The organism is bacterium (assembly GCA_016873475.1).
GTDB lineage: Bacteria > Krumholzibacteriota > Krumholzibacteriia > JACNKJ01 > JACNKJ01 > VGXI01.
The window spans coordinates 1-12,118 of sequence record VGXI01000090.1; the positions used below are offsets into that span (position 1 = coordinate 1).

The following is a 12,118-nucleotide window of genomic DNA, read 5'->3' on the forward strand; positions in this document are numbered from 1 at the left end:
CGCCGTGCCGTTCCAGGCGGCGATGCCGTTCGCCACCTGTCCTCCGGCGCGGTCGAAGCCGCCACCCACGAAAAGGCGATCGTCGTACCAAGCTACAGCCCAGCCCCATCCGAGACTGCCGCCGGACCACAGCCCATTGCCGACGAACTCCGTCGACCAGCTTCCCTCGGCCTGGCTTCGCCCGGTCAGAACTGCGGCCGACAGGAGAGCGCACAGCGTTACCCTCAAGGGTTCTCTCCAACGCATCGCCGCCTCCTTATCGCAGGAGGGTGAACTTCCGCGAGGCTACCGTCCCATCAGTATAGCGCACCCGGGCGAAGTAGACACCTGCCGCGGCAGCCCCGCCCGCATCCGTGCAGCCGTCCCAGAGGGCCGTCGCCCCCTCTCCGCTGCCCGCGCTGAGGCTCTTCACCAGGTCGCGCACGTGCCGGCCCTGGAGGTCGTAGACCTGGGCGGTCTGGATTCCCTCGCGGGCCGCCGCGAATCGGAGGCTGATAGTCGGCCCGCCGGGGTTCGGGTAGACATCGAAGCGGGGATCCAGCCGCTTCGCCCCCTCGCCGAAGGTCTCGCCGCTGGCCGGCATACCCATGATCGCGAACTGCCCGCCGGCCCCGGCCTCCAACAGGTCGAGGCTCCCAACGGCGAGGCTCCAGGCCTCTCCGGCCTTGGCCAGCGAGCCCCTGAGCAGCACTTGTTCGCCCCCAGGGATCGCCAGGAGTGGAGCTCCAGGCTCAGCGCTTCCAAGCAGCAGCAGCCAGTCGCCCTCCTCGAGAACGGCAGCCACCGTTGTGTTGGCGGCCTTCTCGTAGCCCTCGCTCAGCAACAGACCATCCAGGCTGCCGTGCAGCGCAAGCGCAGTGAGCTGCTCGGCCTGCCCAAGACGCACCTCGAAGCGGATATGAATTAGCCATTCGCGAGGGGACCGACACCCGGGGCCGGCTGTCCCGACCGTGAGCAACCCGGCCTATGCTAGCTGTCGGGGTGTTCCACGCTGCCCGCCGATGCAGTAGCTAGGAACTTGGCTGCGGCCGGGAGAACTGTCCTTGTCGGCTGAAAGCCACGGGGGCGGCGTACTGCAATCGACCGGTGAGGACGCGTTAGGGCGCTTGCCGGTCTCGCGCCCAGCCCCTAGACTTCAGGCATCCCAAGCCCGGAGGCACCGTGCGCCCTGTTCTCGCCTGCCTGGCCGCGCTCGTTGTTGGGCTCCTGCTCGACGCCCCGCCGGCCGGCGCCACGCTCTTTCGCGAGGTGGCGGCCAGCCCGGAGCCGGACGGTGCGCCGAGCTTTTCGCCGGACGGCCAGCGGGTCGCCTTCTCCTCGCCCTTGAGCGGCGACTGGGAGATCTACACCGTGGGTGCCTGGGGCGGCCCGCTCACGAACTTCACCGACAGCCCCGGCGTGGACATCTACGCCAACTGGAGCCACGCCGGCCCCTGGATCGTCTTCACCTCGCGCCGCGACAACGGCCAGGGCAACGAGGACATGGACCTCTGGCTCAAAAGCACCGAGGACGAGACCGAGATCAACCTGACGACCTGGCCCGGCTACGACAACTTCGGCGCCCTCGACCCGGCGGGCGAGCGCGTGGCCTTCTCCAGCGACCGCGGCGGCGCGACCGAGATCTGGGTGCTGACCGTGGCCGACCCGAGCCAGGCCACGCGGCTTTGCACGGGGCCCATCGAGTGCTTCCACGCCTGCTGGAGCCCGGACGGCCAGTGGGTCGCCTTCGACGCCCAGGCGCCGGGCGACCCCGGCCGTACGCGGCTCTACCGCGTGCCGGCCGCCGGCGGCCAGGCCGAGGAGATCCCCATCGGCATGCTGGTGGGCGGCGACCCGGGCTGGTCGCCGGATGGTCGCTACCTGGCCTACGCCGGCGGCGACGACCCCATCGACTGGGACCTCTGGGTCTGGGACTTCCAGGCCGGCGCCCCGATCCAGCTCACCGACACGCGCTTCCCCGAGCAGTCGCCGGCCTGGAACGCCGCGGGCACGGAGATCGTCTACGCCGCCTTTCCGCAGGGCAACAAGGACATCTGGGTGGCCTACCAGCTGCCCTTCACGACCGGGGTCGCCCGGCAGTCGGTCAGCGGCCTCAAGTCCCTCTTCCGCTGAGCCCCGCCTTTCTCCGCTTGACGCGGCTGGCTGGCCCTGCTATGATCTAACCGGTTAACTAAAACATCCGGTCAAAAGAGACCACCGATGACCGAAGCCACCCGCCGCCGCCTGCTCGACGCGGGCCGCGAGGCCTTCGCCCGTCTGGGCTTCGCGGGTGCCCGGGTGGAGGCCATCGCCCGGGAGGCCGGGGTCAACAAAGCCCTGATCAGCTACCACTTTCGCGGCAAGCGGGGGCTCTACCGGGAGGTGCTCGTCGAGGAGATGGCCGCAGCCACGGAGGCGCTCGCCGGACGGCTCGCGGCCGAGGCGGACCCCCTGCGGCGTCTCGCCGCCTGGCCCGGCGCCCTGGCCGCGCTCCTCGCCGAGCGGCCCGAACTGGGACCCCTGCTGCTCGGGGAGCGCCTGCGGGGCGGGGAGCAACTGGGGACCGAGAGCGCGCCCGGCGAGGCCCTGCTGGCGGCCACGCTGGCCGCAGGCGCGGCCTCCGGACGCCTCGAGCGCGTGGAGCCGCGCGCCCTGCAGGAGCTGATCCTGGGCGCCCTGCTGCTGGCCGGACTGGGCGAAGAACGCGAGCGCACCGCGGCGCTCCTGGCCGACCTGATCGTGGGCGGCCTCATCCGCGGCGGGCCGGTGGATTCGGGGATCGCTGACGCAGGAGGGTGAGAGCGAATCGCGGCGATCTCCCAGGCCGGGGGCCGGCGTCCCAGGCGCCGGCCCCGCGCCCGACCCGCCTTGACCTGCGCAAAACCTTTCCTATCATACGTCTGGCCTAGCCCCCACCGAATGACCTCCGGTCGACGGCGTCTTTCCTTTCTGCCTGCGGAGCACCAGCATGCGCCAGCTCATCGGCATCCGCCGGGAAGACAAGAACCGCTGGGAGCGCCGCACTCCGCTCACCCCCGCCGACCTCGACCGCCTCATTCGCGAGCAGGGCCTGGGCTTCGTCGTCCAGCCCTCGCCGATCCGCACCTACAAGGACGAGCACTACGCGGCCATCGGCGCCGAACTGGATCCCGACCTCGGCCGCGCTGGGGTGATCTTCGCGATCAAGGAGATCCCGCTCGACCTGCTCGAGCCCGACAAGGCCTACGTGTTCTTCGCCCACGTCATCAAGGGTCAGGCGCACAACATGCCGCTCCTGCAGCGGCTGCTCGACCTGAACTGCACCTTGATCGACTACGAGCGCATCGTGGACGAGAAGAACCGGCGCCTCGTCTTCTTCGGCAAGCAGGCGGGCCAGGCCGGCATGATCGAGACCCTCTTCGCCCTCGACCGCCGCCTGCGCTGGGAGGGTTTCGACTCGCCATTCGCCGGCGTCAAGGCGGCCTACGCCTACCAGGACCTCGCCGAAGCCAAGGCCTCCCTGCGCGAAATTGGCCTGTCGGTGCGCGGCGGTCTCGATCCGGACCTCTGTCCCTTCGTCGTCGGCTTCGCCGGCTACGGCAATGTCAGCCAGGGCGCGCAGGAGGTATTCGACCTCTTCCCCCACGAGGAGATCGCCCCCGCCGAGCTGGCGGCGCTGGCCGGCCGCAAGCCGCCGCGCGATCGCCTCTTCAAGGTGGTCTTCAAGGAGGAGGACCTCGCCGTTCCGCTCGACGCGGACGCCGACTTCGAACTGCAGGACTACTACGCGCGCCCTGAGCGCTATCGCGGCCGCTTCACCGACTACCTGCCCCAGCTGACGGCGCTGGTCAACTGCATCTACTGGACGAGTCGCTATCCGCGCCTCGTCACGCGCGCGGCCGCTCGCCGCCTCTGGAGCGCCGGCGAGCGCGGCCTGCGCGTCATCGGTGACATCAGCTGCGATATCGACGGCAGCATCGAGTTCACCTACAAGACCACCGAGCCCGATCGGGCGAGCTTCGTCTACGACCCGATCGCGGACAGCTACAAGGACGGCGTCGAAGGCCGCGGCATCGTGGTGGTGGCGGTGGACAACTTGCCCTGCGAGCTGCCGCGCGATGCCTCGGACGCCTTCAGCGCCACCTTGATCCGCTACGCCCCGCTGCTCGCCGCCGCCGATTTCAGCAAGCCCCTCGCCGAGATCGGTCTGCCGCCCGAGCTGATGCGCGCGGTGATCACGCATCAGGGGGCGCTGACCCCCGATTACCGATACCTGGAGGAGTACCTCCAGGGCACTTGAGTCCGCGCCGCCAGGGCGGACACCTCATGCAGTGTGGAGGGAGGATTGCGATGAATGCCAGCAAGCGCGTGCTCGTCCTGGGCGCCGGCTTGGTCACCCGACCGATGGTCAGCTATCTGCTCGAGCAGCCGGACATCCGCCTGACCGTCGCCACCCGCACCGTCGACAAGGCCCAGCGCATGATCGCCGGGCACGCGCGCGGCAAGGCGGTGGCGCTCGACGTCGCCGACGAGGCCGCCCTGGACGCAATCGTCGCCGAGCACGATCTCATCGTCAGCCTGCTGCCCTACATCCACCACGTCAAGGTCGCCAAGCTCTGCCTGGCGCACCGGCGCCACCTGGTGACCACCTCCTACGTCAGTGCCGAGATGCGCGAGCTGGACGGCGCCGCCCGCGAGGCCGGCGTGCTCCTCCTCAACGAGATCGGCCTCGATCCTGGCATCGACCACATGTCGGCGATGCGCATCATCAACGGCGTCGCCGCGCGCGGCGGTCAGGTGACGGGCTTCATCTCCAACTGCGGCGGTCTGCCCGCGCCCGAGGCGAACACGAATCCCTGGGGCTACAAGTTCAGCTGGAGCCCGCGTGGAGTCGTGCTGGCCGGCCGCAACGCGGCCCGCTATCTCTGGGAGGGCGACCTGCGCCAGGTGCCGGGCCCGGACCTCTTCGGCGACATGCACCACCTCACGGTCGAGGGCCTCGGCCAGCTCGAGGTCTATCCGAACCGCGACAGCCTCGGCTACCGCGAGATCTACGGCCTGCACCAGGCGAGGACCCTCTTCCGCGGCACCTTCCGCTACCCCGGCCACTGCGCCACCTGGAAGGCGCTGGCCGACTGCGGCTGGCTCGATCTCAACGCGCTGCCCGTCGAGGGGATGAGCTACGGCAAGCTCTTCTGCACGCTGGTCGGCTGCGAGGGCCGCAAGCCGAAGGAGGCGGTGGCCCGCTTCCTCGACGTCGCGCCCCGCGCGGAGCCGCTCCGCCGCTTCGAGTGGCTGGGCCTGTTCAGCGACGAGCCGATTCCCGGCCCCGCCGAGCAGAGCCCGCTGGACGTCCTCGCCGAGCGCCTGCTGCTCAAGCTGCCCTATGCGTCCGGCGAACGGGACATGATCGTCCTCCAGCATCGCGTGACGGCCGAGCATCCGGGAGGCGAGACCGAGAAGATCGTTTCCTCGCTGATCGACTTCGGCCAGCCGGGCGGCGATTCGGCGATGTCGCGCACGGTGAGCCTGCCGGCGGCCATCGCCGTGCGGCGCATCCTGGACGGAACGATCAGGGAGACCGGGGTGCTGGTGCCGGTGCTGCCGGCGGTCTACGACCCCGTGCTCGACGAACTCGCGACTCTGGGCATCGCCTTCGAGGAGACGGTGAGCCGCTAGGACTATTTGAGGAGCATCAGCTTCTGGCTGCCGAGCAGGCCCTGCTCACCGACGAGCTGCGCCAGGTAGAGCCCGGAAGGTAAGGGGCGGCCGGCGTCGTCGCGACCGTCCCAGACCACGCTGTGCTGACCCGCGGCGAAGCGGCCCGCGGCGAGTTCGCGCTGCCGGCGGCCGGCGCCGTCCACGATCACCAGGCGCAGCGCGCCCTCGACGGCATTCTCGAACTTGAGCGTCGTGCTCGGATTGAAGGGGTTCGGGTAGGCGGGCGCGAGCTGAGTACCCGCGGCCAGGGGCGGCGCGTCCGTGTTCTGGACGAAGCGCACGATGGGCGATAGTGCGTCCCAGCCGTTGACGATGATCTCCTCGCCGCTCTCCGTGAGCTCCCCGAACCAACCGTCGCCGTTGGTGGTCATCGCCGAGATCTGCGTGGCGCGGATCGTGTAGGTGATGGTCAGCACGTCGCCCGGCCCGAGCGTGTCTCGCCCGCCCGGTGCCGAGGGGTTGTCGATCACCCAGCGATGCGAACGCTTGCCGGCCACGATGACGTCGCCGTATTCGTAGGTGAAGGCCACCACCAGACCGTTGATGCGCACCTGCCCTGCCTGGACGCTCAGCCAGGAGGGGTACTGCTCCGAGTAGTAGAGCCCGCTCAGGAAGCCACCCTCGTTGTTGGTGAGCGTGACGTTCACCGCCGCCGGGATCCCGATCGGGATGTAGCCGGCCGGGAACTGGCGGGAGAAGCTGATCGCCGTGCCCGCGGGGTAGACGGCCGCCGCCGCCGTGGCGGCAAAGGCGATGAGGGCCGATAGCACGAGCAGGCGCAGGAGTCGGTTCATGCTGTGGTCCTCAGTTGCTGGCGCAGGCGCTGGGCGAAAAACCGGCTCCCCGAGCCTCGCGGAGCCGCGGTGCCGGCCTCCCCAGGTCGGAGCCCCCCCAGTCAGCGGCCGAACGGGGGACAGTATAGCACGCCGGATGGTAGTTCCCCATACCTTCCTGGCGATTTTCCTGGATATTGCCGGGATTCCCGGAGCCCCTGCTCCGGATTTCCGCGCCCCGTCTGGGTTCAGCGGTTCGAGCGTTGCATGGCCCCGGCCGCAGGCTGATAGCACTGCTGCAGGTAGTCGCGGACCATGCGGTTGGCGCTGAAGCGCCAGGCCAGCGTGGCGATGCTGTTCTTCATCATCTCCACCCAGCCGAGCGGTACGCCCTCGGGGTTGCGGTCGAAGTAGAGCGGCACGACGGTTTCCTCGAGGAGCTGGAAGAGCGCCTCGCGATCCTGGGCGTCCTGGAGCTCGGGGCTGCTGTGGTGCCGGTTGGCGCCGATCGCGAAGCCGTTCGTGCCGTCGTAGGCCTCGGCCCACCAGCCGTCCAGGATGGAGCAGTTGATCCCGCCGTTGATGACGACCTTCATGCCGCTGGTGCCGCTCGCCTCCAGCGGCCGGCGCGGCGTGTTCAGCCAGAGGTCGACGCCCTGCACCATGTGGCGGGCGACGTTGATGTCGTAGTCCTCGAGCACCACCAGCCGGCCCTTGAAGCGCGGGTCGCGGCTGAGCTGGAAGAGCCGCTGCAGCTTGGCCTTGCCCGGCTCGTCGGCCGGGTGCGCCTTGCCGGCGAAGACGAGCTGCACGGGGCGGGTCTCGTCGCTGATCAGGTGCAGCAGGCGCTCCTCGTCGTCGAGCATGAGGTCCGCGCGCTTGTAGGTGGCGAAGCGCCGCGCGAAGCCGATCGTGAGCGCCCGCGTCGAGAGGGCGCGCGAGACATCGGCAACCGCTTCCTTGCCCTCGCGGCGCCGCGTCACCTGGGCGACGAGGCGCCGGCGGGCGAAGCCGATCAGGCGCGAGTTGAGGAGCTGGTGGGCCTCCCACAGCTCGTCCGGATTCAGGCGGTAGACGCGCCGCCAGGTCTCCGGCTCGTGCATGCGCTCCTTCCAGTCCGCGCCGATGCGCTGCTCGTAGAGCTTGGCCATCGTCGGCGCGATCCAGGTGGGCACGTGCACGCCGTTCGTGATGTGGCCGATGGGCACCTCGGCTTCGGCTCGCTGCGGCCAGAGTCGGCGCCACATGCGGCGGCTGACGCGGCCGTGCAGACCCGAGACGCCGTTGCAGCGGTCCGCCGAGCGCAGCGAGAGGGTGGTCATGCAGAAGGGCGAGGCCTGGTCGCCCGGATTGATCCGCCCGAGGGCGAGGATCTCCTCGATGGACTTGCCCATCCGTGCCGCGAGCGGCGAAAGCGCCTCGTCCACCAGTTCGGGCGCGAAGCGATCGTGGCCGGCTTCGACGGGCGTGTGCGTTGTGAAGACGGTCATGCGCGAGACCTCGGCGCGGGCATCGTCCCAGCTCATGCCGTCGCGCTCCATGAAGCGGCGCGCCTGCTCGAGCAGCACGAAGGCGCTGTGGCCCTCGTTGAGGTGCAGCACGCCCGGCTCGATGCCCAGCGCGCTCAGCGCGCGCAGGCCGCCGACGCCGAGCAGCAGCTCCTGGCGGATGCGCGTGCGCCGATCGCCGCCGTAGAGTGTGCTCGTGAGCTGACGGTTGAACTCGTCGTTCGCCTCCACGTTGCTGTCCAGCAAGAGCAGCATGCAGCGGCCGACCTCGGCCTTCCAGACCCGCGCGTGGATGATGCTGTCGCGCGTCTCGACGGCGATCGTCAGCGGCTGGCCGCCCTTGGCCAGGGCGGGCGCCATCGCCAGGGTCTCCAGGTCCGCCTCGCCGTAGGACTCCTGCTGGCGGCCCTCGGCGTCGAGGTGCTGGCGGAAGTAGCCGTGGAAGTAGAAGAGCCCGACGCCGACCAGGGGCACGCCGAGATCGGAGGCGCTCTTGATGTGGTCGCCGGCGAGGATGCCCAGGCCGCCCGAGTAGATGGGCAGCGACTCGTGCAGGCCGAACTCCGCGCTGAAGTAGGCGACAGGCTGCGCGAGCAGGGAGCCGGGGCCGCCGATGTCGCGCAGGCCGGGCTCGGCCAGGTATTCCTCGAGCCGGTGGAAGGCGTAGTTGATCCGGCTGTCGATGGCCATTTCCTCGGCCCGCGGCAGCAGCTCCCACTCCTCGAAGTGCTCGAGGAAGGCCAGCGGATTGTGGTGGGTGCCGCGCCAGCGCGCCGGATTGAGATCGCGGTAGATCGCGATCACCTCGGGGTGCCAGGTCCACCAAAGATTGCGGGACAGCTTGCGCAGCTTGTCGAGGTAGCTGGTCATGGCCATGGCGCCGGATACCATGCCCCCGGGGGGCTGTCAAGGTTGCTCGAGGTGGGGAAAGTCTTGCCGCACCTGCAGATCCGGCCAGCAACCTTCCGGCTGCCGCACCTAGCGAATCAGCACGATGCGCACCGCTCGCGAGCGGTCGCCCCCCGACGATTCCAGCCGTGCAAAGTAGATGCCGCTGGCGGCGGGTTCGCCCCCGTCGTCCCGGCCGTCCCAGGCGAGCTGGCTGATGCCGGCCAGGAGGCGACCCCGGGCGAGCTGGCGGACGCGCCGTCCCGCGAGGTCGTAGATGACGAGCGCCCCGCGCTGGTCCGCCCTCAGCTCGAAACGCAGGGTCGCGGTCCCCGCCGCGGGACGGAAGGGATTGGGGTAGCTCAGTCCCACGACGAGGAAGTCGGCGTCCGGGCGATAGCTGAGGACCTCGCCGGCGAAGTCCCCGTTCGCCGCCAGCGCATAGCCCTGCGGACCGAGAGGCACGCGCCGGGCGCGCACGCGGATCTCCCAGGACCCCGGCTGCGGCGCGGCGATCAGCGCCCGCTCGAGCGTGTTCACCGGATCGGCGTCGCCACCCAGCGCGGACTCGCCCCTCTCGGCGTCGAAGACGTTGCCCAGATAGAGCTGTCCCGACGGCGAGCGCAGCTCCAGATCGAGGTCGTTGACCACGGGCTCGGCGACGAAGGGCTCGCCCGGGGGATCCGTGAAGGCCAGGGTGACCGCCAGCGGCTCCGCGGCCGACTCCACCGTCATGCGGTACAGGGTGAGCTCGCCGCTCTCGAGCCCTTCGCCATTGCGTTTTTCGTCCAGCCAGAGCTCGCGGCTGTCGCCCGCGAAGTAGAGCGCCTCCTCCAGGCGCAGGCGGCCCCAGCCCTCGAGGTCGTTCGGGTAGCCCGCCGGCAGGCTGTCCATGGGCAGCGTGCTGTTGACGAGCAGCGCGCGCAGCAGCGCGCCGCTGGGGATCAGCGAGTCCCCGGCCACCGGCGCGCCGCTGGGCCACCAGCCCTCGACGAGATACTGCCGCGCCAGCGCGGCGGCGGCCGCGACCGCGGGAGAGGCCATCGAGGTGCCGCTCATGACCGTATTGCCGCAGGGCAGCGCGTTGGCGGAGCGGATGCCGTAGCCCGGCGCGTGCAGCTCCGGCTTGCGCCGGCCGTCCACCGTGGGGCCGAGGCCGCCGCTGTAGTGCTGATGGAAGCCGCGGTAGATGCCGCCGAGCGTGTCGTTCGTGTAGCTGCCCGCCACGGCAAGCGTGCTCTTGGCGTTCTCCGGCGTGTAGAGCACCGCCTGATTGGTCACCGCCCAGACGACCAACCCCTCTTCCCGGTCGTGACTGTACGCGTCGATGTCTGCGCAGTACTCCGTGTAGTTGGTGACGAAGTCCTGCCCCCAGCTGTTCGTGTGCACACGAGCGCCCACCAGGTGGTGGGCGAGCAGGTCCGCGTAGAGATCGCGCTCGCCGGCCGCGTCGTAGTTGGAGTGCGCGAGGCGCGCCGCCCAGGCCCCGCCCCGCAGCTCCGTGCCGACCCCCGGATCCACCGGCGCCGCATCGCCGGCCGCGGTGCCGGCCGTGTGCGTACCGTGGCTGCCGCCCCAGCCCGGGTATTCGCCGAGGAAGACCACCTTGCGGTGCGTGGGGCCGATGGGCGCGCCCCCCGGATCCGCGAAGAAGCAGCTCTCGGGGAAGAAGTTCGAGTCGATGTGGCCGATGATCTGCCCCTCGCCGTGCAGACCGCGGTCCCAGATCGGACGCAGGCCGAGCGTCCCGCTCTGGACGATCCAGCTGCTGTCGTTGTTGCGGTCGCTCGCCGGGAGCGTGGGCGAGATCCAGAGCAGATCGGGCAGCGCCGCGAGCGCGGGCAGCAGCGCCGCCGGCGCGGAGAGCCAGAGCCGCGGCCGCGCGGCGCGTTCGCTGGTTCGGGATAGCGCAGCGCCGAGCGCGACGGCCTGATCGGCGCGCAGCGCGATCGGCGTGTCCGGCGCGAAGCTGAGCGTGAGCGGCAGCGGCGCGTTCCCCGCGCGCGCGGCGCCCTCCGTCAACTCGGGCGCGAGGCGCCACTCGGGCCGGTAGTCGACGAGGAGGTCGACGCCGGCCAGCGTGGCCAGGCGCGTCGCGGCCGCGGCATCGACGCGCAGCAGGTAGGCGTTCTCGGGCACATAGGCGAGGATCTCGCCGCCGGCCGCCGCGATCGCGGCGCGCTCGGCCGCTCCCGGCGCGCGATCGAAGTGGAGAATGCGCAGACCATCGCCTGCCTCGCTGCCCCGCGCCGCCGGCAGCGGCTCGCCTGGACGCAGCGTGACGGCGCGCAGCTGCACGGCTCCGGGCGCCGCTGCCGCCCGGAGCGCGGCGAGAGCGATGAGCAGGACCGCGGGCAGGATCGGGCGGCGCGCGGACATGGGGACTCCCCTCAGTGGCTGGTCGGCTTGAAGAAGCTGATCAGGTTGCCCTCGGGGTCCCGAACGTGCAGGAAGAGCGCGGAGTCGGTGAGCTCCTCCTTGAAGATCTCGACGCCGCGCACGGCGAGCACCGAGCGCAGGGTGATCGGATCGTCGATCTCCACGTCGAGGAAGGTGGAATCCCCCGTCGGCGCGTCCCAGCCCCCGGGCTCGGCGGCCACCAAGCCGAGCGTGAGGCCGCCCGTGTCCAGGTAGCAGAAGTTCGGCCCCTCCTCGCTCACGTCCCAGCCCAGCACGCGGGTGTAGAAGCGCTTCATCTTCCGGAGATTCCTACAGCGGTAGGTCACGCTGACTGCACGCATGGGCACCTCGAAGGGCGGTGGCAGCCCGCGCGGCCGCTCGCCGCCCGGGCTGCCTGGAGTCAAGCGGGCGCGAGGGCCAAAGTCAAGGGCGCCCCTACTTGAGCAGCACTGCGCGCAGGCGCCGGCTCGCATCGTCCGCGCGCAGCTCGATCAGGTAGAGACCCGCCGGGAGCGGCCGACCCCGATCGTCGAGCGCTTCCCAGTCGAGCCGCTGCGCTCCCGCAGGCAAGTCCCGGGCCGGAATCGCCGCCACGCGCCGGCCGCGGGCGTCGTAGATGCCAGCGCTCACGCGCGCCGGCGCGGCCAGCGTGAAGTGCAGCGCCGTTCTCGGGTTGAAGGGATTGGGCGCCAGCGCGGCCGCGAGCAGCGGGCCGGTCGCGGGCGCCGGTCGGGGCTCGAGCTCGAGCAGGAGGACCTCGCCCCCGTCCGGCGCCAGCCCGTAGAGCGCGTAGCGCCAGTCGCCGGCGGGCGGGGTGTCGCGGAACGCGTAGTCCCAGGCTCCGCTCGCTCCTGCCCGCGGCAGGAGCGG

At 70.7% G+C, this 12,118-nt stretch carries 10 protein-coding genes and 1 pseudogene; 4 read left to right on the forward strand and 7 right to left on the reverse strand.

Annotated features, from left to right (window positions below):
- Window positions 1–246 (reverse strand): hypothetical protein (locus tag FJ251_08695; protein ID MBM4117807.1); only part of this gene is annotated, 246 nt, incomplete at its 3' end.
- 10 nt (window positions 247–256) lie between these two features.
- Window positions 257–886 (reverse strand): T9SS type A sorting domain-containing protein, encoded by a 630-nt coding sequence (locus FJ251_08700; GenBank protein MBM4117808.1) that lies wholly within the window; start codon window positions 884–886, stop codon window positions 257–259.
- A gap of 275 nt (window positions 887–1,161) precedes the next feature.
- Here FJ251_08700 and FJ251_08705 point away from each other — a divergent pair, with 275 nt between their 5' ends.
- From FJ251_08705 to FJ251_08720, 4 genes and pseudogenes are all read left to right on the forward strand, one after another.
- Window positions 1,162–2,112: a hypothetical protein gene (locus FJ251_08705; protein ID MBM4117809.1), complete on the forward strand. Its 951-nt coding sequence runs from the start codon at window positions 1,162–1,164 to the stop codon at window positions 2,110–2,112.
- An 87-nt stretch (window positions 2,113–2,199) separates the two neighbouring features.
- Window positions 2,200–2,331: pseudogene (locus tag FJ251_08710) on the forward strand (TetR family transcriptional regulator).
- Between the two features lie 616 nt (window positions 2,332–2,947).
- Window positions 2,948–4,258 carry a hypothetical protein gene (locus FJ251_08715; GenBank protein ID MBM4117810.1) on the forward strand — a complete coding sequence of 437 codons (1,311 nt, stop codon included), beginning with the start codon at window positions 2,948–2,950 and terminating at the stop codon, window positions 4,256–4,258.
- A 50-nt stretch (window positions 4,259–4,308) separates the two neighbouring features.
- Complete coding sequence (locus FJ251_08720; GenBank protein MBM4117811.1) at window positions 4,309–5,637, forward strand: saccharopine dehydrogenase; 1,329 nt, start codon at window positions 4,309–4,311, stop codon at window positions 5,635–5,637.
- Window positions 5,638–5,639: 2 nt separating this feature from the next.
- Here the strand turns inward: FJ251_08720 and FJ251_08725 are convergent, their stop codons facing one another.
- From FJ251_08725 to FJ251_08745, 5 genes are all read right to left on the reverse strand, one after another.
- Window positions 5,640–6,473, reverse strand: a complete 834-nt coding sequence (locus tag FJ251_08725) for a hypothetical protein (GenBank protein MBM4117812.1) — start codon at window positions 6,471–6,473, stop codon at window positions 5,640–5,642.
- A 227-nt stretch (window positions 6,474–6,700) separates the two neighbouring features.
- Window positions 6,701–8,836: a glycosyltransferase family 1 protein gene (locus FJ251_08730; GenBank protein MBM4117813.1), complete on the reverse strand. Its 2,136-nt coding sequence runs from the start codon at window positions 8,834–8,836 to the stop codon at window positions 6,701–6,703.
- Between the two features lie 102 nt (window positions 8,837–8,938).
- Entirely contained in the window at window positions 8,939–11,227 is a 2,289-nt protein-coding gene (locus FJ251_08735; GenBank protein MBM4117814.1) for a T9SS type A sorting domain-containing protein, read from the reverse strand.
- Between the two features lie 11 nt (window positions 11,228–11,238).
- Window positions 11,239–11,721 (reverse strand): VOC family protein, encoded by a 483-nt coding sequence (locus FJ251_08740; GenBank protein ID MBM4117815.1) that lies wholly within the window; start codon window positions 11,719–11,721, stop codon window positions 11,239–11,241.
- Window positions 11,684–12,118, reverse strand: a 435-nt coding sequence (locus FJ251_08745) for a hypothetical protein (GenBank protein MBM4117816.1), incomplete at its 5' end; no start/stop codon positions are given. The genes FJ251_08740 and FJ251_08745, both read right to left, overlap by 38 nt.

Excerpts from the sequence above, each read along its gene's own strand:
- FJ251_08715 (MBM4117810.1), top strand. The coding sequence starts at position 2,948 with ATGCGCCAGCTCATCGGCATCCGCCGGGAAGACAAGAACCGCTGGGAG.
- FJ251_08740 (MBM4117815.1), bottom strand. The coding sequence starts at position 11,721 with ATGCGAGCCGGCGCCTGCGCGCAGTGCTGCTCAAGTAGGGGCGCCCTT.
- FJ251_08725 (MBM4117812.1), bottom strand. The coding sequence starts at position 6,473 with ATGAACCGACTCCTGCGCCTGCTCGTGCTATCGGCCCTCATCGCCTTT.
- FJ251_08735 (MBM4117814.1), bottom strand. The coding sequence starts at position 11,227 with ATGTCCGCGCGCCGCCCGATCCTGCCCGCGGTCCTGCTCATCGCTCTC.
- FJ251_08720 (MBM4117811.1), top strand. The coding sequence starts at position 4,309 with ATGAATGCCAGCAAGCGCGTGCTCGTCCTGGGCGCCGGCTTGGTCACC.
- FJ251_08730 (MBM4117813.1), bottom strand. The coding sequence starts at position 8,836 with ATGGCCATGACCAGCTACCTCGACAAGCTGCGCAAGCTGTCCCGCAAT.